Annotated in this window: 15 protein-coding genes; 7 read left to right on the top strand and 8 right to left on the bottom strand. The window is 70.5% G+C overall.

Features of this window, described 5'->3' with window-relative positions; translation table 11 throughout:
- The first annotated feature begins 49 nt into the window (after positions 1–49).
- The 3 genes from OHA25_RS40775 (at position 50) to OHA25_RS40765 (ending at position 7,858) form a co-directional block, all read left to right on the top strand.
- Positions 50–3,448: a phosphodiester glycosidase family protein gene (locus OHA25_RS40775; protein WP_327582248.1), complete on the top strand. Its 3,399-nt coding sequence runs from the start codon at positions 50–52 to the stop codon at positions 3,446–3,448.
- 430 nt (positions 3,449–3,878) lie between these two features.
- A complete protein-coding gene (locus OHA25_RS40770) occupies positions 3,879–5,015 on the top strand; it encodes an amidohydrolase family protein (protein WP_327582247.1) in 1,137 nt (378 codons plus the stop codon).
- A gap of 65 nt (positions 5,016–5,080) precedes the next feature.
- Positions 5,081–7,858, top strand: coding sequence for a glycoside hydrolase family 2 TIM barrel-domain containing protein (locus OHA25_RS40765; protein ID WP_327582246.1), 2,778 nt, complete (start codon positions 5,081–5,083; stop codon positions 7,856–7,858).
- Between the two features lie 51 nt (positions 7,859–7,909).
- Here the strand turns inward: OHA25_RS40765 and tuf are convergent, their stop codons facing one another.
- Positions 7,910–9,082: an elongation factor Tu gene (gene tuf, locus OHA25_RS40760; protein WP_327582245.1), complete on the bottom strand. Its 1,173-nt coding sequence runs from the start codon at positions 9,080–9,082 to the stop codon at positions 7,910–7,912.
- 727 nt (positions 9,083–9,809) lie between these two features.
- On the opposite strand from tuf, the gene OHA25_RS40755 reads away from it, so the two are divergent.
- Complete coding sequence (locus tag OHA25_RS40755; RefSeq protein ID WP_327582244.1) at positions 9,810–10,895, top strand: Fic family protein; 1,086 nt, start codon at positions 9,810–9,812, stop codon at positions 10,893–10,895.
- 72 nt (positions 10,896–10,967) lie between these two features.
- Here OHA25_RS40755 and OHA25_RS40750 read toward each other — a convergent pair whose 3' ends face one another.
- Positions 10,968–11,393 carry a hypothetical protein gene (locus OHA25_RS40750; RefSeq protein WP_327582243.1) on the bottom strand — a complete coding sequence of 142 codons (426 nt, stop codon included), beginning with the start codon at positions 11,391–11,393 and terminating at the stop codon, positions 10,968–10,970.
- 82 nt (positions 11,394–11,475) lie between these two features.
- Positions 11,476–12,693: an MFS transporter gene (locus OHA25_RS40745; RefSeq protein ID WP_327582242.1), complete on the bottom strand. Its 1,218-nt coding sequence runs from the start codon at positions 12,691–12,693 to the stop codon at positions 11,476–11,478.
- 65 nt (positions 12,694–12,758) lie between these two features.
- Between OHA25_RS40745 and OHA25_RS40740 the strand changes: the two genes are divergently transcribed.
- Both OHA25_RS40740 and OHA25_RS40735 read left to right on the top strand, forming a co-directional pair.
- Complete coding sequence (locus tag OHA25_RS40740) at positions 12,759–13,748, top strand: ArsR/SmtB family transcription factor (protein WP_327582241.1); 990 nt, start codon at positions 12,759–12,761, stop codon at positions 13,746–13,748.
- Between the two features lie 109 nt (positions 13,749–13,857).
- On the top strand, positions 13,858–14,250 hold the full coding sequence (locus tag OHA25_RS40735) for a hypothetical protein (protein ID WP_327582240.1): 393 nt from the start codon (positions 13,858–13,860) through the stop codon (positions 14,248–14,250).
- 14 nt (positions 14,251–14,264) lie between these two features.
- On the opposite strand, the gene OHA25_RS40730 is transcribed toward OHA25_RS40735, so the two are convergent.
- Positions 14,265–15,689, bottom strand: a complete 1,425-nt coding sequence (locus tag OHA25_RS40730) for a multicopper oxidase family protein (RefSeq protein ID WP_327582239.1) — start codon at positions 15,687–15,689, stop codon at positions 14,265–14,267.
- 7 nt (positions 15,690–15,696) lie between these two features.
- Positions 15,697–16,155 carry a hypothetical protein gene (locus tag OHA25_RS40725; protein WP_327582238.1) on the bottom strand — a complete coding sequence of 153 codons (459 nt, stop codon included), beginning with the start codon at positions 16,153–16,155 and terminating at the stop codon, positions 15,697–15,699.
- Positions 16,156–16,426: 271 nt separating this feature from the next.
- Here OHA25_RS40725 and OHA25_RS40720 point away from each other — a divergent pair, with 271 nt between their 5' ends.
- The gene (locus tag OHA25_RS40720) at positions 16,427–18,985 is read left to right on the top strand and encodes an ATP-binding protein (protein ID WP_327582237.1); all 2,559 of its coding nucleotides are present in this window, start codon (positions 16,427–16,429) and stop codon (positions 18,983–18,985) included.
- 78 nt (positions 18,986–19,063) lie between these two features.
- On the opposite strand, the gene OHA25_RS40715 is transcribed toward OHA25_RS40720, so the two are convergent.
- The 3 genes from OHA25_RS40715 to menC all read right to left on the bottom strand — a co-directional run bounded on the left by OHA25_RS40715 (position 19,064) and on the right by menC (position 23,309).
- Positions 19,064–20,350, bottom strand: coding sequence for a pectate lyase (locus tag OHA25_RS40715; protein WP_327582236.1), 1,287 nt, complete (start codon positions 20,348–20,350; stop codon positions 19,064–19,066).
- A gap of 70 nt (positions 20,351–20,420) precedes the next feature.
- A complete protein-coding gene (locus OHA25_RS40710) occupies positions 20,421–22,046 on the bottom strand; it encodes an AbfB domain-containing protein (protein ID WP_327582235.1) in 1,626 nt (541 codons plus the stop codon).
- Positions 22,047–22,208: 162 nt separating this feature from the next.
- Entirely contained in the window at positions 22,209–23,309 is a 1,101-nt protein-coding gene (menC, locus tag OHA25_RS40705; protein WP_327582234.1) for an o-succinylbenzoate synthase, read from the bottom strand.
- Positions 23,310–23,311: the final 2 nt, after the last annotated feature.

Below are 23,311 nucleotides of genomic sequence, written 5' to 3'. Positions count from 1 at the left end.
TTCACCCCGAAGTCTTGAAAGTTATATCCACGAACGATTGAGTTCGGTCGTGCAGACCCTCCGATTGCTGGCCGCCACCGCGCTGCTGTTAGGCCCTCTGGCCGTGACCGTGGCGCCCGCGCAGGCCGACCCCGTACCCCCCGCAGAGGACGCGCTCGAGGCGTCGTCCTATCCACCGCCGTCCACGTTGCTGGCCCGGGCCGCGGCCGGGCAACCGCGGCTGGAGACGGCCAAGAGGACCCGGCCGGTCGCGCCGGGGATCTCGCTGACCTCGTTCGACACCTATGACGCGCTCGGCTGGCTGCGTGCGGACGCGATCACCGCCGACCTCGGCGGCGCGACGGCCGACTACGTGTTCTCCGGCGAGGTGTCCAAGACCGAGCCGCTGTCCGGGCCCGCCAAACGCTCCCACGCCGTCGCGGCCGTCAACGGCGACTTCTTCGACATCAACAACTCGGGCGCCGCCCAGGGCATCGGCGTGCAGAACGGCAACCTCATCCAGTCGCCCGTCGCCGGCCACGACAACGCGGTCGCGGTCACCGGGGACGGCGTCGGCCGGGTGCTGAAGATGTACTTCGAGGGCACCGCCACGCCGGCCGGCGGATCGCCGATCAAGCTCACCCAGTTCAACCAGATCGTGCAGGGCGGCGGCGTAGGGCTGTTCACATCCCTGTGGGGCTCCTACACGCGGGCCCGCGCCGTCGCGGGCGCGGCGTCCGTCGCCGAGGTCGTCCTGGTCAACGGGGTCGTCTCGGAGGTACGCACCTCCGCGGGCTCAGGGCCGATCCCCGCCGGGACCACGATCCTGCTGGGCCGCGACGCGGGGGCGACGGCTCTGTCCGCGTTGAAGGTCGGCGACCGAGTTGACGTGAAATATCAGCCGAAGTCGTCCGATGGCAGCACGGTCAAGGCGGCCGTCGGTGGCAACTGGGTGCTGGTCAAGGACGGCGTCGCGCAGAATTCCACCGACCAGGCCGCGCACCCCCGTACCGCCGTCGGGTTCTCCGCCGACGGCAGGAAGATGTACCTGCTGACCGTGGACGGCCGCCAAGCCGACAGCCGCGGCGTCACGCTCAACGAGCTGGCCGCGCTGATGGTCGACCTCGGCGCCGCGAACGCGCTCAACCTCGACGGCGGCGGCTCCTCCACCATGCTGGCCCGCGAGCCCGGCTCCGCCGACGTGCAGGTCGAGAACAGCCCGTCCGACGGCGGCGAGCGCCACGTCCCCAACGGCCTGGCCCTCTACGCGCCCCAGGGCAGCGGCAAGCTCAAGGGCTTCTGGCTGGAGACCGCGAACGACCCCGCCAGGGCGCCCGGCGCCGCCCCCGTCGCCGGCGGCCGTCCCGACCGGGTCTTCCCCGGCCTCACCAGGCGGCTGACCGCCGCCGGCTACGACGAGACGTACGGGCCCGCCGCCGGGACCCCGTCGTGGCGTGCCAACCCGGCCGTCCACGGCGTGGTCCGAGACGGGAGATTTCACGCTTTGGTGCCCGGCCAGACCATCGTCACCGCCTCGCGCGGCGGCGCCCAGGGCACCGTCGACCTGACCGTGCTCCAGCCGCTGCAGCGGCTCGGCACCACCGCCGACCGGCTCGGCATGCCCGGCCAGGGCCGCACCGCCACGTTCGGCGTGGTCGGCTACGACCGCAACGGCAACTCCGCGCCCATCGAGCCGGCCGACCTCACGCTCGACTACGACAAGAACCTGTTCGAGGTCACCGCGGCCGAGCACGGCTCCTTCACCGTCAAGGCCAAGCAGGCCACCGGGTCCGGGCTCATCACCGCGCGCGTCGGCAAGCTCAGCACCGCCGTGCCGGTGACCGTCGGCTTCGAGGACAAGCCGGTCGCCGACTTCGAGGATGCCGCCACGTGGACGTTCGCCGCGGCCCGCGCCACCGGCTCGCTGTCGGCGGCGCCCGGGCAGAGCGGGGGCGGGCTCAAGCTGTCGTACGACTTCACCACCTCGACCGCCACCCGGGCCGCGTACGCCAGCCCGCCGCAGCAGATCGTGGTGGACGGGCAGCCGCAGGCGTTCGGGCTGTGGATCCACTCCACCGGCAAGGGGGAGTGGCCCAGCCTGGAGTTCTACGACGCGCTCGGGCAATCGCAGATCCTGCGCGGGCCGTACATGACGTGGACCGGCTGGAGGTTCGTCGAGTTCGCCGTGCCCGCGGGCGTCAACTACCCGCTCAAGCTGCGGCGCTTCTACGTGGCCGAGACCAAGGCCGACGCCAAGTACACCAACGAGATCCTCATCGACGGGCTGGTCGCCAAGGTGCCGCCGGCGGTCTCCGCGCCCGCGGCGGCCAAGGTCGCCGACCCCGTGGTCAAGCCGTCGGTGGCGGAGATGCCGTGGCGGTTCGCGGTCATGTCGGACGCGCAGTTCGTGGCCAGGGCCCCGGACAGCGACATCGTCAAGAACGCGCGCAGAACGCTGCGCGAGATCAAGGCGGCCGAGCCGGACTTCCTGGTCATCAACGGTGACCTGGTTGACGAGGCGTCGCCCGAGGACTTCGCGCTGGCGAAGCGGATCCTCGATGAGGAGCTGGGCGGTGCACTGAAATATCACTACATTCCCGGCAACCATGAGGTGATGGGCGGCAAGATCGACAACTTCAAGGCCGTCTTCGGAGACACGTACCGGACCTTCGACCACAAGGGCACCCGCTTCATCACCCTGGACACCTCCCGGCTGAACCTCAGGGGCGGCGGCTACGACCAGGTCGCCATGCTCAGGTCCGAGCTGGACAAGGCCGCGAAGGACGCCTCGATCGGGTCCGTCGCGGTGCTGTTCCACGTGCCGCCGCGGGACCCGACGCCCGGCAAGGGCAGCCAGCTCGGCGACCGCAAGGAGGCCGCGCTGGTGGAGGGCTGGCTGGCCGACTTCCAGCGCGACACCGGCAAGGGGGCCGCCTACATCGGGGCGCACGTGGGGACGTTCCACGCGGCGCGGGTGGACGCGGTGCCGTACTTCATCAACGGAAACTCCGGCAAGAACCCCGCCACCTCACCCGGCGACGGCGGCTTCACCGGCTGGTCGCTGTGGGGCGTGGACCCGGTGACGCGGACCGAGGCCGAGCACGTCAAGCGCAACTGGTTCGTCGACGCGCCGGCCTGGATCGGCACGCAGGTCCGGCCGCACGTGGACGACCTCGTGCTCACCGCGCCCGCCACGGTCGCCATCGGCATGCCCGGGCCGGTGACGGCGGCGGTCCAACAGGGGTCGCGGACGGTTCCCGCCGTCCACCCGGTCTCGGCCGCCTGGTCCGGCTCGCCGAACCTGCACGTCGGCGCCCGGCAGACGGCCAAGCCGTGGCACGTGGCCGTGCTCGACCCGGCTACGGGCACGCTGACGGCGTTGCGCGAGGGGCAGGTGACGGTTGCCGTCACGGTCAGCGGCGTGACCCGCCAGGCGAGCGTGGCCCTCACGGCCAAGGCCGCCGCCTGACGGCTCGGCCGTGGGGCGGCCACCTGACCGCCCCACGGCCGAGCCACGGCGGAGCGCTCGTCCCGCAGCAAACGAGCGCTCCGCCCCCTATGCTGCGCCGCCATGCTGCGCCGCCATGCTGCGCCGCCATGCTGCGCCGCCATGCTGCGCCGCCATGCTGCGCCGCCATGCTGCGCCGCCATGCTGCGCCGCCATGCTGCGCCGCCATGCTGCGCCGCCATGCTGCGCCGCCACGGCGCGCTGCCACGGCGCACTGCCACGGCGCACTGCTGCGCCCGCACCACCCCCGCCGACACGGTCGTCTGCCAGGCGGGCGCCGGGGCTCCAGATGCTGCGGCGCGGAGCCCGTGGGGGAGGGGCGGGCGGTGGGATCGGGGCTGGGCGGCGCGTGCGCTCGGGGACGGCGGGGTGGCTCCCCTATCCTGGCCAGGTGTCCCTTGAGCTCGTCCCCGGCCTGGCCCGGGCCATCGAGGAGTTGCGGCTGGTCGACCACCACGTGCACGGCGCCTCGGCCGGCGACCTGTCGCGCAAGGCGTTCGAGGAGCTGATCATCGAGTCCGACCGGCCCATCCCCGAGTGGATGACCCCGTTCGACTCCCAGGTGGGATACGCGATCCTGCGCCACTGCGCCCCCGTCCTCGGCCTCGACCCGCACTGCACGCCGGAGGAATACCTGGCCAGGCGCGCCAGGCTCGGCGTGGACGAGGTCAACCGGCTGCTGCTCACCGCGAGCGGCGTCGGGCACTTCCTCGTCGAGACCGGCCACCGGGGCGAGGAGGTGCTCGGCCCGTCCGGCATGGCCGACGCGGCAGGCGTGCCCGCCGACGAGGTGGTGCGGCTGGAAGCGGTGGCCGAGCAGGTGGCCGCGGACGGGTGCGCGGCGTGGGCGTTCGCCGGGCGGTTCGAGGAGGCGCTGTGGGAGCGCACCCGCACGGCGCGCGGGCTCAAGACCATCGCCGCCTACCGTCACGGACTCGACTTCGACCCGGCCCGGCCGGCGGGCGAGGAGGTCACGGAGGCGGCCGGCCGCTGGTTCGCGGCAGGCGGGCGGCTGACCGATCCGGTGCTGCTGCGCCACCTCATCTGGGCGGGGCTCGACCGGGGGCTGCCGCTGCAGTTCCACATCGGCTTCGGCGATCCCGACGTGGACCTTCGGCGATCCGACCCGCTGCTGCTGCGCGGCCTGATCGAGCTGGCCGAGCCGACCGGGGTGCCATTGCTGTTGCTGCACTGCTACCCCTACCAGCGGCAAGCCGGGTTCCTGGCGCACGCCTACCCCAACGTTTTCTTCGACGTCGGGCTGGGCGTCACCTTCACGGGGGCGCGCAGTGTGGCGCTGGTGGCGGAGAGCCTGGAGGCGGCGCCGTTCGCGAAGATCCTCTTCTCGTCGGACGCCTGGGGCCCCGCCGAGCTGCACCACCTCGGGGCGCGGCTGTGGCGGCGGGCCATGGCGCGGGTGCTGGGGGAGTTCGTGGCCGAGGGGGAGTGGTCGATCGGCGAGGCGATGCGGGTGGCCACGCTGGTGGGCAGCGAGAACGCCCGCCGCGTGTACGGCCTCGGAACCTGAGCAAGAGTACGGACACGGAACTCATCGCTGCCCAAAATGCTCTCGAACCTCTAGGCTCGGCGACGATGGACCTCGAAACTTTCACCCCCGGTTCGGGACTACTCGAACCCAGGGCGGCACTCCGCTCCGACGCGCCCGCACTCGACCTCAACGGGACGTGGCGCTTCCGCCTCTCACCCACCGCGAACGTCCCCGACGACTTCGCCCAACCCAGCTACGACGCCGCGGACTGGGACGAATTGCCGGTGCCGTCCCACTGGCCGTTGCACGGCTACGGCGCGCCCGCGTACACCAACGTCGTCTTCCCGTTCCCCGTCGACCCGCCGCACGTGCCCAACGAGAACCCGACCGGCGACTACCGCCGCACGTTCGACCTGCCCGAGGACTGGACCGGCGGCCGGCTGCGGTTCGAGGGCGCCGACTCCTTCGCCCGGGTCTGGCTCAACGGGCACGAGCTGGGCTTCTGGACGGGCAGCAGACTGCCCGCGGAGTTCGACGCCGGGCCGTGGCTGCGTCCCGGACGCAACGTCCTGGCCGTGCGCGTGCACCAGTGGTCGGCTGCCAGCTACCTGGAAGACCAGGACATGTGGTGGCTGCCCGGCATCTTCCGCGACGTCACCCTCACCCGATCGGCGGCCGACGTCTTCGTGCACGCCTCGCATGATGGCAGGCTCAGCTTCGAGGGCGAGGGCGGCCTGCTCAGCATTCCGGAGCTCGGCGTCGCCGACCTGGGGCCGGGCACGGAGATCACGCTCGACGTCGAGCCGTGGACGGCCGAGACCCCGCGCCTGTACGACGCCGTCGTGACGTTCCCCGGCGAGACGGTGCGCCTGCGCATCGGCTTCCGCACGATCTCCATCGTGGACGGCGTGCTGCTGGCCAACGGCAGCCCGCTGCTGCTCAAAGGCGTGAACCGGCACGAATTCCACCCCGAGCGCGGCCGCGCGGTCCCGTACGAGACCATGCGCGCCGACGTGCTGCTGATGAAGCAGCACAACGTCAACGCCGTCAGGACCAGCCACTACCCACCCCACCCCGCCTTCCTCGACCTGTGCGACGAGCTCGGCCTGTGGGTGATCGACGAGTGCGACCTGGAGACGCACGGCTTCGGCGAGGTCGACTGGCGCGGCAACCCCACCGACGACCCGCGCTGGGCCGACGCGCTGCTCGGCCGCATGCGCCGCATGGTCGAACGCGACAAGAACCACCCGAGCGTCATCATGTGGTCGCTCGGCAACGAGGCCGGCCACGGCCGCAACCTGGCCGTCATGGCCGACTGGGCCCGCGAGCGCGACCCCTCCCGCCCGATCCATTACGAGGGCGACTGGACGTGCGCGCACACCGACGTCTACTCGCGCATGTACGCCTCCCACGCCGAGGTCGAGGCCATCGGCCGCCTGGCCGAGGACCCCCTGGACGACCCGGAGCTGGACGCGCGGCGGCGCGCGATGCCGTTCCTGCAGTGCGAGTACGCCCACGCCATGGGCAACGGGCCCGGCGGGCTGGCCGAATACCAGGAGCTGTTCGCGCGGTACCCGCGGCTGGCCGGCGGGTTCATCTGGGAGTGGATCGACCACGGCATCGTGCACCCGCAGTTCGAGTACGCCTACGGCGGCGACTACGGGGAGCCCGTCCACGACTCGAACTTCGTGATCGACGGGCTCGTGTTCCCCGACCGCACGCCGTCACCCGGGCTCATCGACCTGAAGAAGGTGTTCGAGCCCGTGACGTTCGACTTCGGCGACGGAGTCGTGCGGGTCGTGAACGGCTACGACTTCCGCGACCTGTCCCACCTGGAGTTCGTCGCCACCGTGGAGGCGGAGGGAGAGACGCTCGCCGAGCACCGGCTGGAGGTGCCCGCGGGCGGCGGCGAGGTCAAGCTGCCCGACGCGCCGCCCGGCCCGGAGGGGGAGCGCTGGCTGACCGTCCGCGCCCAGCTGTCCGGCGACCAGCCGTGGGCGGAGGCGGGACACGAGGTGGCGTGGGGGCAGACGCTCCTGGCGCCGCCCGCGCCCCGGACCGCTTCGGCGACGCTGGTCACGTTCGTACGGGACGGCGACGAGATCGTCGCCAGCGGATCCGGATTCGACGCGGAAACGGGGCGGCTCGTCAGGCTGTTCGGACTGGAGGTCGAAGGGCCGCGGCTCGACCTGTGGCGGGCGCCGACCGACAACGACAGGCACGCCGGCTTCGAAGGCAAGTGGCGCGCCCTCGGCCTGCACCGGCTCACGCACCGGGTGGACGATGTCGAGGTCGGCGACGCCCTCACCGTCCGCACCCGGGTCGCGCCCGCCGCGACGGACCTCGGGATGCGGGCGACCTACCGGTGGACGCTCGCCGGGGACGGCGGGCTGCTGCTGAGCCTCGACCTCGAGCCCGAGGGCGAGTGGCGGGACCCGATCGCGCGGCTCGGCGTCACCATGACGCTGCCCGGGACCGCTGTCGAGCGGGTCACCTGGTTCGGGCGCGGGCCCGGCGAGGCGTACCCGGACACCGGCATGGCGGCGCGGGTCGGCCGCTGGACGGCCTCGATCGACGAGCTGCAGACGCCGTACGTCTACCCGCAGGAGAACGGCCACCGCGCCGACGTGCGGTGGGCCGACTTCGGCGCGTTCACGGTGTCCGGGGATCCGGTGTTCGGGATGACCGCGCGCCGCTGGAGCATCGATGAGCTGGCCGCCGCCACCCACCGGCCCGACCTGGTGCCGGGGGACCGGGTGCACCTCCACCTGGACCTCGCCCACCAGGGCATCGGCACCGCAACCTGCGGTCCGGGCACGCTGCCGCAGTACGAGCTCAGAGCTCAGGCGGCGACGTTCACGCTGAGGTTCGACCCGGCCTGAGCCGGGGACACGAAACCGGGTCCCGCACGGACATGCGGGACCCGGCTCGGGTCAACCGGACGACGGCACGGTGAGAATCGTGCCCGCGCCCACCGTCAGCCCGCCCTCGCGAATCGCGAAGCCGAGCCCCGGCTCGACGGCGACCGGCTTGCCCAGCGCGACCTCCACCTCGACCGTGTCACCCGGCCGGGCGGCCTCGTCGAGCTTGAGCTCCCCGGGCACGTCCGTCGTCCGCAGGTAGAACTGCGGCCGGTAACCGGACGCGATCGCCCTGCGCCGCCCGCCCTCCTCCGGGGTCAGGAGGTAGACGCGGGCGGTGAACGACGTGCGGGCCCGCTGGCTGCCCGGCTGGGCCAGCACCATGCCCCGCCGCACCTGCTCGCGGCGCACCCCGCGCAGCAGCACGGCGGCGTTGTCGCCGGCCTCGCCCTGCTCCATCGTCTTGCCGAACGTCTCCACGCCCGTCACGACGGCGCTGAACCCGTCACCGAACCCGACCGCCTCCACCGTGTCGCCGACGCGGACCGTGCCGCGCTCGATGGCGCCGGTGACGACCGTGCCACGGCCGGTGACCGTCAGCACGTTCTCGATCGGCATGAGGAACGGCGCGTCCACGTACCGCACCGGCACGGGAATGTGCTCGTCCACCGCCTGGAGCAGCGCCTCCACCGACGCGGTCCAGACCGGGTCGCCCTCCAGCGCCCGCAGCCCGGACACCCGCACCATCGGGACGCCGTCGTAGCCGTGCTCCGCCAGCAGCTCCTGCAGCTCCAGCTCCACCAGGTCGGTCAGCTCCGGGTCGGCGCCGTCGGCCTTGTTGACGGCCACGACCAGGTGCTCCACGCCGACCCGCTTGGCCAGCAACACGTGCTCCCTGGTCTGCGGCATGATCCCGTCCTGCGCGGACACGACGAGGATCGCACCGTCGAGCTGCGCCGCCCCCGTGATCATGTTCTTCACGTAGTCGGCGTGGCCCGGCATGTCGACGTGGGCGTAGTGCCTGGTGGCGGTCTCGTACTCGACGTGCGAGATGTTGATCGTGATGCCCCGCTGCGCCTCCTCCGGCGTGCGGTCGATCCGCTCGAACGGCGTGTACGTCGCCTGCCCCCGCTGCGCCAGCACCTTCGTGATCGCCGCGGTCAGCGTGGTCTTGCCGTGGTCGACGTGGCCCATCGTGCCGATGTTGAGATGCGGCTTGTTCCGTACGTAGGCCTGCTTGGCCATGATTCCCTCTCCTGAGACATCTGGATGCTTCGTGACCCGTCAGGGCCGGTCAACCTCCCCCCGCCGGGTCACCTCAGGACTTACGGGAAGAGGTCAGCGCTCCAGGCCGTCGCAGACACGCTCGAACGCGCCCACCGGCAGGGTGGGCGTCGTGGGGCGAGCGCGCAGGAACATGAGGAACATAGTGCGATCATCAGCACTAAAGGGCAACCGATTATTCCGCCCAGTAGGTTCCCTTCGCCCGCCCACCCGTTGCCCCGTTACCAAGTGGGCTGACGGGATCCCACCCCAAAGGTCCTCGCTGACGCTCGGGCGTCCTTATTGAGGCGCCTTCGGCGCAACCCCCGCGCCTCCGGTGCCAATCAGCCCACCCGTTGCCTGGCGAGGCGGTGGGCCGACCGATGCCCACGCTGGGGCTGGGATGTCTCTCGGCTCAGCCTCCGACCAGTCCATAGTGAGGAGGCTGGGCCACCAGCGAGAAGCGAGAGCCCGCTATCCTCGACCTGGCACTGACCGGACTCCAGTGACCGTACCGGTGTGCTTCTGGATCGCCGTGCGTGCCTGCTCGGCAAGGTCAGCGGTGAGTCACCATCAGATCATCACCGTGGAGACCCGCCGGACCCAGCATCTGCCTGCCAGGGCGAGACCCTCACGCGATCGACACAATAACAGCTCATTAACAGCAAGTTATTTGCTATTTATCGGCTCGAATCCGTATCCTAGAGCGGTGTTCTCGCCGACGTTCACGATTACCCCTTCGGTCGCCACAGCTCTCATGGCCATTGAGGGCGATCGTCAAGCGATCATGGAGCTGCCGATCAACGTCGAGGTGCTGGCCGGCCTCCGCCACACGGCCAGGCTCGCCGCGACTCACTACTCCACGCAGATCGAAGGTAATCGCCTCACCCAGGCACAGGTGGCGGAGGCTCTCCACGGCGCCCACTTCCCCGGAAGGGAACGTGATGAGGCAGAGGTGCGAAACTACCATCGGGCGCTTGAGTATGTGGAGTCACTAGCCACAGCGGAAGGTCCGATCGATGAGCTCCAACTTCGCCGCGTTCATGGTCTGGTCCAGGACGGCAAGGCGGCACCCTCCCCGTACCGGCCAGGGCAGAATGTCATCCGCGACGCTGCCACCGGGCGCATCGTTTACATGCCGCCGGAGGCGCACGATGTCCCCGCGCTCATGGGGGATCTGTTCAAGTGGCTCAACCGATGCCTATCCAGCCGGGAACTGCCTATCCCGATCGTCGCGGCCATCACGCACTACCAGTATGCGACGATCCATCCCTACTACGACGGCAACGGCCGCACAGCACGGCTGCTGACGACCCTCGTTCTCCATCGGGCAGGATATGGGCTGAAGGGAATCTATTCCCTCGATGAGCACTATGCCCGTAACCTCCACGCGTACTACGCAGCGCTCACGGTCGGACCATCGCATAACTGTTACATGGGGCGTGCCGAGGCCGACATCACCGGCTTTGTCAACTACTTCTGTCAGAGCATGGCGGATGCGCTGGGGGCCGTCCGAGCACGCGCCGCCGATGTCCAGGACCGCACACCAGGTCGTGACGACTCGGCACTGCTCAGGCGGCTCGATCCACGCCGCCGCCGCCTCCTGGAGTTCTTTCGTGACCGCGGAACGGCAACCACCACCGAGATGGCGGCCTATCTGTCCATCAGTCCCCGCACCATGAGCGCACTAGCCAGGAAGTGGGTCGACGACGGTTTCCTTGAGATCCACGATCCATCGCGCAAGGCGCGGTCCTACCGGTTGAGCCCAAGCTACGATTACCTGATCAACCGATGACACGAGCATGCTCGCGGCGGCCAGGCCTTATGCCGGCGCGGCAACGGGTCGGGCACGCCATCAAGTGGATCGTCACCGAGCGCATCGCCACCGAACTATGGCTCCTGCCGCCACCGATCGACATCCGAGGACGTAGCACCGCGTGAGGTGCGGTCGACGTCGGCGCTCAGTCTCTCCAGAGATACCAAGGGCCGTGGACATGTTCGGTGTTCTCCGGCGGCCATCTGGGCTCCAGACGTAGCCGTACGGATCGGGCCCCAGGTCAGTGCCGAGCTGGAAGTTGACCACGCCGTCCTTCTTGAAGACCGCGTCGAAGGTGAGCTTCCCGATCATGGGATCGTCGAGTTCGTCGCTCTCCCTTAGCGTGCGGGCGACCGCTTCCATCTGACCGACCGAGTCGGCGAAGCGTTCCCCGTGGGTCCGGGCCGAGGCCAGGATCGCGACCAAGGCGACCGCGGCGACGAGGAGCGTCGCTCCGAAGTAGGCGACAATGCGCACCCGAGAACTGCGTGACACAAGCCCCTCCATCTGGGTCGTCGAGTCGGTGAGGCCACGGCGAGGATGGACTCCGCGATAAGCCCTAGTCACGCATCGCATGGATCAATACGGGCATCGCGGCCAGCAAGGCGATCCCCCGCAGCACGCCCGCGACGGGGTAGGAGGCGCGCAACCCGAATGCGTGCGCCACGAGTCCGCCGGCCAGCGCCCCGAGCGGGATCAGTCCCCAGCCGAGCATCCTGTAGACGCTGTTCACCCGGCCGAGCATCTCCGACGGCACGATCTGCTGCCGGAGGCTGACGGTCACGATGCTCCAGAGCGTGATGAGGAAGCCGTTGATGGCCAGCAGGGTGCCGAGCACGATCGCGTTCGGACTCAGCCCGATCCCGACGAAGATGAAGACGTTCACGGCGAGCGCGGTGAGCAGTGCGGGAAGTGCGCCGATCCGTGTGACCACGCGCGCACTGACCAGGCCGCCAAGCAGGCTCCCGAGCGCGGCGCCGGCGAGCAGCAGGCCGTAGCCGGGCGCGTCGAGGTGCAGCGTCTGGGTGACCAGGAGGACAAGGGTGACGTTACCGAGTTGCCAGCAGAAGGTGTTGACCCCGAGCAGAACGGCGAGCGTGCGCAGCAGCCGGTGGCGGGCCAGCCAGCGCAGGCCGTCCACGATCGCCGTGCGCATCGGTGGGTGCTCGATCCGCCGGCGTGTACGCCTGGGCAGTGTCGCCAGCAGTGCGGCGGACAGGGCGAACGAGGCGGCGTCCATCCCGAACGGCAGCGCCACGGCGACCGCGAAGAGCAGGCTGCCGAGCGGAGGCCCGGCGAACTGCAGGCCGATCGTGGTGATCGCCTGCTGATGGCCGTTCGCCTTGTGCAGCAGAGGCTTGGCGACGATGTCCGGTAACACCGCCTGCGCCGCATTGGCGAAAACGACTGCGCACGACCCCAGCCCGAAGGCCATGATCGCGAGTGCCGGGATGCCGACCTGGCCAAGCGCGGCAAGGACGGCGATGACGCTGACGATCACTGCCTGGATCGCCTGCGCCCGCCACATGAGGCCGACGCGATCGTGCCGGTCGACGAGCGCGCCGGCGGGGAGGGACAGCAGCAACCAGGGCAGGTACGTCGCCGCGGACACGATCGACACGAGCCGGGGGTCGCGCGTGATGGTCACGGCCAGCAGCGGAACAACCGCGGCGAACGCCCCGTCGCCGACGCTGTTGACACCCGTCGCCCACCACAACCGCCAGTACGCCCCGGACAACCGTGGCCCCGCGTCGGGCTGCGTCATCTCCTGCTTCATGCCGGGATCCTCCGGCGCCGGACGCCGTCACGACAGCATTTAGGCCGTCGCTACATAATCGATCCATGGCGTTGACGATCAATCTCGGCGTGGCCGAGTTGGCGGCGACCCGATTCGCTATCTCGCCGCTGTCCGAGACCGTGTCCGCCCTGCGGCAGCTGGGTGATCGCGACCGGCACCCGATCAACCTGCGGTGGCTGCGTTGGGCGGCGGATGAGCTCGCCACGGATCCCCTCGACCTCTCGCACACGTGGCCGCTGCTCGTGAGCGACCGGCCGAACTGGCCGGAGTTCCTCGTTCCCGCCCCGTCTGGCGCCGGCGGATCCATCGAGGAGGATCTGGCAGCATTGCAAAGGACGCCTGCTTCACAAGTCCGGATCAGCCTCCTGCGGGTGTTCGGCGAAGCACCCCCTGACCCGGTGGCCGCGCTCGCCGAGCAGCCGGCGGCAGGACTGCGGGCGATCGCCGCGGAGCTGCGGGCGGCACACGACCGGCTCATCGCGCCGCACTGGGCACGGATCCGGGCCGTACTCGAGGCGGACGTCATCCATCGCGCCAAGCAGCTGGCCGCGGGCGGAGCGGGGAAGTTGTTCGCCGGCTTGCACCCGGATCTGCACTGGTGCGATGGCCGGCTGATGCTGAGAGGAGAGCGCTGGCGGGCCGAGTGCGTGGTGGATCGCGGTCCGGGCGGGCTGGTTCTCATGCCCGTCGTTCTCGGTTCGCCTCACGTACTGATCAAGAAGAGAACCTCCACGCAGACCACGGTGCGCTATCCGGCGAGGGGTGTCGGGGCCTTGTGGACCGCGGGGACGCGGGCGCCCGCGGGCAGCGCGGTCCGGTTGCTCGGCCGGGCGCGAGCGGAACTGCTCGAGGCACTGCGGTCCCCCGCGACCACGACGGATCTGGCTCGCGCGCTCGGCGTCACGCCCAGCGCGGTGTCACAGCACCTCGGCGTGCTGCGCGAGAGCGGGCTGGTCGCGCGCGAGCGATCCGGGCGCAACGTCCTGTACATGACAACTGAGCTGGGAGCGTTCTTGATCGGGACAGGCGCCTAGGAAGCCCCTGGGCGACGGCGGTCAGTGGCGCGCCCCAGCCGCCTTGGCCGATGCCCCAAAGCCCGATCGCCGCATCGCCGATGTGCCGGCGCAGCACAGACCTGGCGACATGCGCATCACCGGCCCGACGCTGCATGACTGGGCCTCCGCCGAATTCGTCCGTCTCGTGCGCCACCTGCTCGTCTTCGAACGCGGCCACGGCCTCGGCCTGCTGCCCGGCGTGCCACCCGGATGGTTCGAGCCTGGCTCTGCCATCCACGTCGAGCGGACGACGACGCGCTTCGGCCGCATCACGCTCGACGTACGGGCGAGCGCGGAGACCCTGGAGGTGCGCGTCGTCCGGCGGCAGGCAGGGCCGCCGGGCGCCGTGACCGCCACCCTTCACCTCCCTGGCCGGTTCACCGGCGACGTACGGGTCAACGGCACGCCGGTGGAGGGTCCGCCTTCCGTCCTGCTGGACCTGATGGACGACGCTGAGATCCAGGTCGTGGTCCGTGCCTGAAGATCGGTCACGCCTCACTCCGGCTCGTTGCCCGCCTCACCCCCGGCGTGGAACGGGGTGGTAACCCCCTCATACATCAGGTGCGCGACGAGCCCCTCGGTGGCGTGGACGAGCTGGTGGCAGTGGTCCATCCAGATGCCGGGGTTACCGGCGACGAAGGCGATCTCGTAGATGTCGCCGTCGCCCACGTCGAGCGAGTCCACCCACCAGGGGCTCCCGGTGGCGGGCACCCCGTTGCGGCTGAGCACCAGCGCGTGATGGCCGTGCAGGTGCATGGGGTGGGCCTCGCCGCTGCGGTTGGCGATGCGCATGCGCACCACGTCGCCCTCGGCGACGATGAAGGCCGGGATGTCGGGGTACAGGTGGCCGTTGATGGTCCACCACATCCCCGGGACCCCGTCGAGGAAGCCGGGGCGGCGCCCGATCTCGTACGGGAACCGGCGGTCCGGCCGGTCAGGGTCGAATGACACCGGCGTCCGCTTGCCGTACGAGAGCAGATCCAGGGCCTGCGCGGGCGGTGGCGTCGCCCAGGTGGTGGAGGACCCGGAACCGAGCACGACGGCGGCTGAACCGCCGATCTCGATCCGGACCGGCGAGCCGTCCTCGGGCATGACCACCTCGAGGTCGGCGCGGCCGCCGGCGGTGACGAGCACCCGGGCGTCCCAAACCTGGGCGGGGCCGTTCAGCTCGGTGCCGTCGACGCCGAGAAGCCGGTACGGTGCACCGGCCACCCACACCGGCATCTCGCCGTTGTCGGTGTTGATGACGCGTACCCGTGTCCGTCCACCGGGAGGCGCCTCGGCGCGGACCTCGCCCTCGTAACCGTTGAGCGTGCGGACTCCGCCGTACACGTGCGTCAGCGCCACGACGTCGGCCACGCCGGTGGGTGGCCGCGGCTCGCTCACCACCAGGGCGCCGAGCAGGCCCCGGCGGACCTGCTCATGGGACATCTGGTGGGAGTGGTACCAGAAGGTTCCCGCCCGCCCGGCAACGAACCGGTAGGTGAACTCCTGGCCGGGACGGACGGCGTCCTGAGTGACGCCGGCGACACCGTCCGCCGCGTTGGGCACGTCGACCCCGTGCCAGTGCAGCGTGACGCCGTCCGGCACCGACTCGTTGATCAACCGCACCTGGACCAATTGCCCGGCGGCGGCGCGGATGACCGGGCCGGGCGACCGGCCGTTGAGGGTGTACCCGTCGACCGGCCGGCCCGACGGCAGACGGAAGCGTTGCTCGCGAGCCGTCAGCGTGACCAGGACGTCGGCCCGGCGGTCCGGGTCGGCGATCAGCGAGGTGACGCTGCGAGTCGGCCCGCCGTGACCCGCGTGGCCCCTGTCCATGACGGAGTATGCCGAAGGCAGCAGGCTGGCCTGCCAGAGCCAGATCAAGGGCCCGAGGACGACGGCGGCCGCCGCGACGGCGATGACACGGCCGGACATGTGGATTTCAGCTCGTCGTCACGTGGCGCGGTTCCCCGGCGGCGGCGGTGTCGCGGACCCGGAGTCCGGCGTAGACCGCCGCGCCGAGCAGGAGCAGCGCGACCAACCCGTGCAGGGCGCCCAAGATCGGCATGCTGTGACTGAAGAACCCGAGGTTGGCCTGCACCGCGACCAGCAACAGGATCAGGCCTGCCCACTTCACCGCTCCCGGGAGCTTGGTGAAGAACGAGAGGATCAGCATGATCAGCGCGGCCAGCGGGATGAGGATCGTCCCGTTGATGCTGTGAATGAGGAAGCCGAGCACTTCGGGGAAGACGAATTCCTGGGCTTCCACGACCGCCTTGTCCATCACGCCGCCCTCGCTGATCCAGCGGCTCTCTCCCGCGATGCCGAAGACGACCGACATCGACTGGACGACCACCAGGGCCGCTATGAGGTAGGCCAGTGTTCTGTAGGCAGATCTCATGATGCTCTCTCCAGTTACTCAAGCGGTCCGTCATCGCGGCCACGCCGGAAACGAATGCCTGATCAGCCACGATGAACTCGGTGTAGCCGGGATCGATGAGTGCGTCCGAAAGGCCCCTGGTTGAACAGCTCCTCAGCAGTGCGCCGCCCACGGGCCTTGAGTTCCTCGGGTGACATCCTCATCCTCCCGCCAGCACCCAGCGTGGTTCCGCGCGTGGCTCCATACCATGACGAGCGCTCACCGAAGACTCACCGAACACCGGACGCATGACATGGCGGACTTCGGCGCGACGCTCAAACGCCTGCGGCTGGCCGCGGGTCTCACCCAGGAGGCGCTGGCCGAACGGGCGGGGATCAGCGCCAGGGCGGTCAGCGACCTCGAACGCGATCCCGGCAGGACGCCGCGGCTGGACACCGTGCGGTTGCTCGCCGAAGCGCTGCGGCTGGAGCCGGGGCCACGCGCGCAGCTGGTCGCCGCCGCCCGCCAGGTGGCGGACCTGCCGCCGATCCCCCGTCCGCTCACCCCGCTGATCGGGCGGGCGGGCGTGGCGGCGGCCCTGGTGGAGCTGCTCCGCCACGGTGAGACCCGGCTGCTCACGCTCACCGGGCCGGGCGGCGTGGGCAAGACCCGCCTGGCACTCGAGGTGGCCGCGCGGCTGGCGTCCGACTACCCGGACGGCGTGATCTTCGCCGATCTGGCGCCGCTGTCCGACCCTGACTTGGTGATGGCCGCCATCGCGCGCCGGTTCGGGGTCGCCGAGCGGGACACCGTCCCGGTCAGCGAGCGGCTCGCGGCGGTGCTGCGGGAGAAGTCGGCGTTGTTGCTGGTGGACAACTTCGAACATGTGGCACCGGCGCGCTCCGGCCTGCTCGATCTGCTGACCGCCTGTCCGCGGGTGACCATCTTGGTGACGAGCCGGATCCCGCTGCGCGTGCGCGGGGAGCGGGAGTACCGCATCGCGCCGCTGGAACTGCCCGCGGAAGGCGAACACACCTCGCCCGCCGGAGCGCTGTTCGTCGAGCGTGCCCGCGCGGCGGGGACCGAACTGCCGGAGGACTCCGTGACCGCGGAGATCTGCCGCCGCCTCGAGGGCTTGCCGCTGGCCATCGAACTCGCCGCCGCCCGCGTGCGCCTGCTGGCTCCAGAAGCGCTGCTCGAACGCTTGGACCAGCGGCTTCCGCTGCTCGTGGGAGGGCCGCACGACCTTCCCGCCCGGCAGAAGACCATGAGCGACGCCATCGCCTGGAGCTACCGGCTGCTGTCCGAACCGGCCAAGGCGCTGTTCGAGGCGCTGAGCGTGTTCTCGGGCGGCGCCACCTTCGCCGCGGCCGAGACGGTCAGCGCGGACCCCGCCTTCCTCGGCAACCTCGACGAGCTGGCCGAGGCCAGCCTCATCGAGACCGTGCCCAGGGTGCGCATGCTCGAGACCATCCGCGAGTACGGTCTCGCGCGGCTGCGGGACTCGGCCGCAGGAGCCGAGGTGACCCGGCGGCACACCGAATACTTCCTCGCCCTCGCCCTGGCCGAGCGCGAGGACGTGGACTCACCCGTGCTTGCCCAGGAACAGGACAATCTGCGAGCCGCGCTGGACAGGGCGCTCGACGGCCAGGACGTGGACGTCGCCATGCGCCTGTGCGCCGCGCTGTGGGGCTTCTGGTCCGAGCACGGAGACATCGGCGAGGGCCTGAGCAGGGTACGTGACGCGCTCGCGCTCGAGGGAGCCGACCGCTTGCCCGTTGACGTGCAGCTGGCCGTACTGACCGGTGCGGCCCGCCTGGCCACCGACCGATCCGCCTTCGAAGCCGCCCGCGGCTGGTGCGCCCGGCTCGTCGCCATGGCCAGGCGCGAGGGCACCGAGCGCGACCTGGTCACCGCACTCAACACGCGTGGCCTGCTGGCGCGCCAGGAGGACAGGTACAGCGAGGCGATCAGCGACCATGAGGAGGCCGCCGCCCTCGCCGAGCGATGCGGGGACGCCATCGGGCGGGTCAGGGCGCTCATCGGCCTGTCCTACGCGACGTTCTTCGGCGGGGACTCCGCCCCCGCCTACGAACTCGCCGAACGCGGGCTGGCCGCCGCCCGCCGGGCATTCAGCCCACGCGACCTCGGCGACGCGCTGCTCTCGCTGGCCTGGCAGAACCTCCACGCAGGAAAGTACGAGAGCGCCGACGCGATGGCCGCGGAAGCGGTCGAACTCCTCGGCACCTTGAAGGACACCCGCAACACCGCCGAAGGGTGGCGGATCCTGGGTACCAGCGCGCAGATGCAGGACGAGCCCGAACGGGCCACCGCCTGTCACCAGGAGGCGCTGGCGCTCTACCGGGCGTGCGGCGACGAGCGGGTCGCCCCTCAGCTGCTCGCCCACCTGAGCCACGTCGCGCTCAACACCGGCGACCCGCTCCGCGCGCGGGACCTGGCCGAGGAGTCGCTGGTCACGGCTCGCAGGTTCGCCGACCAGTGGGCCATCGCCATGAGCACCAACCAGCTCGGCCACGCGGAGCTGGCCCTGGGCCGGATCGGGCAGGCGCATGCCCTGTTCGCCGAGAGCGCCGCCGTCTTCCAGGCCATCGGTAACCCGATCTATCTGTCCTGGTGCCTCGAAGGGCTGGCAGGCGTCGCCGCCGATCGGGGCAGGCACGAGCTGGCCGCGCAGCTCTGCGCCGCCCGCGAGGCGCTCCTCGACAGGCTGGGCTCCCGGATGCCGCCGATGCACCCCGCAGGTCACGCGCGTACGCTCGACGCGATCCGGGCCGCGCTGGGGGCCGACTCCGTCGCGGCCGGTTCCTCCCAGCCGATCTCGGAGCTGATCAGGTCCGCATGTGAGCTCTGAGCCCCTGGCACGTCCGGCGCGGTCGCGTCTCGCGGCGCCGGTGGGGCATGCATTCAGTGCCCCACCGGCAGGAGTGCGCTACTTGTACGTGATGTCAACCGCGGTGTAGCGGCAGTGGGTGGTGTCCGGGCCGCTGCCGATCTGGGTGGGTTCGCCGCTTGTGACGCCCTTGAACTTGGCGCAGATCACGACCTTCTTGCTGGGGTCGTTGACGATCATGATCGAGGAGAACGTGGCCGTGTCGCCGTAGTTGGTGTTGATCCCGGCGATCACCTTGGCGGGCGTCGTGATCGTCACGTTGGAGATCACGACGTGCCGCGCGTACTGCTTGGAGCAGTTGCCGCAGGAGCGGTAGAGCTTGCCGACGTTCTCCGCCCGGAAGTTCTTGATGACCATCGTGCCGGGGCCGTTGTGCTGGAACGTCTTGTCGGAGGCGGCGCGGGCGCCGCCTCCGACGATGGTCATGGTCTGGGTGGCCGAGGTGGCCTTGAAGGTGGCGGCGTCCTCGCCGACGTCCTCCCACCAGACGTTCTTGAGCGTGCACGTGCCCATGCAGTGGACACCGTCGGCGGCCGGGGCGCCGATGATGACGTTCTGCAGGGTCGCGCCGTCGGCCAGCTTGAACATCGGGGGCTGGCCCTCGCTCTGGCTGCCGCTGCCGAGGGCGCCGGAGCCGTAGAAGCGCTTCAGGCCCCCGTCGTGGACGCCCGTGACGGTGATGGTCGCGGTGACCGCTTCCTTGCCGGTCGGTGTCGGCCAGGCGCCAGAGGAAGGCGCCGTCGGGGTTGCCGTTGCCGTCTGGGTCGGCTTTGCCGTCGCGGTCGGCGTCGGGGTCGTCGTGGGACCCGCGCTCGGGGCCGGGGTGGCGGCCGCGGGGCGCAGGGTCCAGCGCTTGCTGCTCACCGTGTCACAGGAGTTCTGCTGAATCAGCGCGCCGGCCGCCTTCGCGGACGACTTGACGTTCAGGCACTTGGCGCTGCCCGCGTTGACGAGCTGCCGCGCGCCGCCGGCCACGGCCTTGAACGTCCAGGTCTGGAACGCCCCGGCGGCGCAGGACTGCTGCTGCACGGCCTTGCCCGCCGACGTGCTGCCGCCCTTGACCCCGGCACACTTCCCGCTGTGGGCGACGCTCAGCCGGTAGCCGCCGCTCACGGACGTGAGCGTCCAGGCCTGGTTCGCCGCGCCCGCGCACGCCTGCTGGGTGAGCTGGACGCCGTCGACCTTCGCGTTCGCGGGGACGCTCAGGCACAGGCCGCTGCCCGCGTTGACGAGCTGGTACGTGCCCGGCGTCGCCGACGCCACGGCGGGCGTGGCGGCGGTCAGCGCGGAGGCCGCCAGGAGGATGCCGCCGGCAAGGGCGGACATCTTCGTGGTTGTGGGGAGCAAACGGATTCCTTCCAGGGGGTTGGATGCGTCGGGTGCGCTGCGCCGACGATCAGGAGGAGGCGGGTCTGAAGGTGCTGTCGGCGCGGAAGGCGGAGGTGTCCTGGGCCTTGTCCAGCCACAGCTGGTGGTGACGGTGGCGGATGAACCGGCCGGGATAGTTCAGCGACTCCAGACGCACCCTCCCGCTCGCCCCACCCGGGCGGGCGAGGAAGGTCGCGTCCCGCTCGAACAACTCGGTGCCGTTGTCGGTGTCGAACCGCAGCCGGTAGTCCTTGTGCCGCAGGTAGCGGCCGTCCTCGTCCATGAACGAGTAACCCTTGGCGTCGGCCAGCCCCGGCACGATCCGCAGCGGCGCCGCCTCGCCGAGCACGCCGAGGGCGCCCGAGGCGGCGATGCCCTCCTTCGGCACGTTGATCGACTGGAGCACGCGGGTGGCCCCGGTCGGCAGCAGGCCGCCGGAGCCGCCGGAGGCGGCGGCCGCGCGGGTGAACAGCAGGGTCCCGAAACCGAGCTGGTCGAAGCCGCCGCTGTTCGGCCCGTAGTTGCCGCCCCCGCCCTCGGCCCGCACCCGCTCGGCGTACGCCTTCGTGTACGGCACCGCCAGCCCGCGCCGGTTGGCGTAGTGGTTGTAGATCAGCTCCCACACGGGACGGTCCTGGCCGCGCGCCGCGCTCGAGATGACCGTCTGCTCCCGGGGGGCGCAGTTCTGGCCGTGGCCCCACTTGTACGTGGTGAACGGCACGTCCTGGCCCAGGTTGTACTTGGCGACGTACTCGGACGCCTTCATGATCCGGTTGTCGGCGTAGCCGTACAGGTCGACGCCCTGGTTCCAGGCCATCTCGGCGATGGTGCCGATCAGCCCGATGCCCATAAGACTGTGTGCCTGGTCGCGCCCGCTCTCCTGCCACTGGGCAAGACCGCCCGGGTGGAGGAACGGGATGGCGTTCATGATGGAGCCGTTGCCCTTGCCGTTCTTGAAGTAGTCGACGGCCCGCTCGAACGTGGCCTGGTCCTCGCAGAAGAGCCCGATCGCCATGACCGAGGCCATGGTGCACAGGTCCCAGTTGGCCCAGTAGTTGGTGATGCAGGCGCCGTTGTGTTCGCGCAGGAAACGGTCGTTCACCGGGTAGAAGACGTTCAGCAGCATCTTCTGGAACCGCTCGACGTTGAAGCCCGGGTAGCCGCGCATGAGCTCGGCGGCGTTGGCGATCTGGTAGCCGTAGATGCCCGCCGCCAGGAACCGGTCGGCGTTGCCGTTGATCGCCTTCAACGTGCCCGACCAGGCGTTCAGGATGTCACGGGCGGCGTCGCCGTGCGCCTTCTCCCCGGAGATCTTCCAGCGCAGCGCGTTCTGGTAGGCGGCGTGGACGTCGTTGTAGAACTGGACGTAGTTCTGTCCCGTCCCGCCCCGCACCACCGTCTCCAGCGGTCGTGCCTTCCACGTGCTCGCCGAACGCCCGTTGGCGACCAGCTTCTCCCACCCCGCCTTGTACGGCTGCGCCCCGGCCTGCACCGCGGCCGCGATCCGGTCGAAGTCGGCCTGGGTGTGCAGCAGCCCCGGGTGCTTGAACGCCGCCGAGGTCCGCGCCGCGGACGGCAGCGCCGGGAGCGCCGGGAGCACTGCCACACCCGCCGCCGCCTTGAGCAGGTTTCGCCGGCTGGTCTGGAGAACCATGTGAGTCCTTTCGCGAGACGATCTCTCGTCCGGAGGAGACTGGCCGTGGGCGACCGGATAACACTTTTCCGGATGTCCGTTCCGACCGCGGGCGCAGAATATCGCCGATTGGGCGTTTTCTCCTGGTACTCACTGGTTTACCTAACTTGGCGACACCTAAGCTCAGAGGGTGATCCACTCGGTGGAGGTGGTCACCTCGTCGAGCACGTCCGGGAGCGGCTCGACGCCGATGCCGGGGCGGGTGGGCACGTCCAGGTGCCCATCCGCGAGCTCGAACGGTTCGGTGATGTCGGTGGTGTAGTAGCGGCGCGATGCCGAGGTGTCGCCGGGGAGGGTGAAGCCGGGGAGTGCGGCCAGTGCCACGTTGGCGGCTCGGCCGAGGCCGGTTTCGAGCATGCCGCCGCACCACACGGCGATTCCGTTGGCCCGGCACAGGTCGTGGATGCGCCGGGCTTCCAGGTAGCCGCCGATGCGGCCGGGTTTGATGTTGATGATGGAGCAGGAGCCGAGGGCGATTGCGGCGGCGGCGTGTTCGGCCGATTCGATGGACTCGTCCAGGCAGATCGGCGTCTTGAGATGCTGTGCCAGTTTGGCGTGCTGGATGAGGTCGTCGTTGGCCAGGGGTTGCTCGATGAGCAGCAGGTCGAACGCGTCCAGGCGGGCCAGCCGCGGGGCGTCGACCAGCGTGTAGGCGGCATTGGCGTCCACCTGGAGCAGCACGTCGTCGCCGAACCGCTCGCGCACCGCCTGGACCGGTTCGAGGTCCCAGCCGGGTTCGATTTTCAGCTTGATCCGGAGGTAGCCCTCGTCCAGGTAGCCGGCGACGGCGTCGAGCAGTTGCGGGATGGAGTCCATGATGCCGACCGACACCCCGCACGGCACCCGGGTGTGGGTCGCGCCGAGGAACCGGGCGAACGACTCGCCCGCCGCCCGCAGCTGGGCGTCCAGTACGGCGGTTTCCAGTGCGGCCTTGGCCATGCGGTGGCCTTTGATCGGTTCGAGGGTGTGGCCGACGTCGTGGACGTTCAGGTTCTTGGGCAGGGCGGGTAGCAGGAAGCGGCGGATCACTTCGGCGGCGCCGTCGGCGTATTCGGGGGAGTAGAGCGGCTCGGACATGGCCACGCACTCGGCCCATCCTTCGGCGTCCGGTGTCACGACCCTGACCAGCAGGACGTCGCGGGCGGTCTCGGTGCCGAACGAGGTGCGGAACGGCGCCACCAGCGGCATCGCGATCCGCCGCAGCTCAACCCCTGTGATCTTCACAC

This window comes from Nonomuraea sp. NBC_00507, assembly GCF_036013525.1.
Taxonomy (GTDB): Bacteria; Actinomycetota; Actinomycetes; order Streptosporangiales; family Streptosporangiaceae; genus Nonomuraea.
Note: the sequence above shows the minus strand (reverse complement) of the source record. Positions and strands in the feature narration are given on the sequence as shown.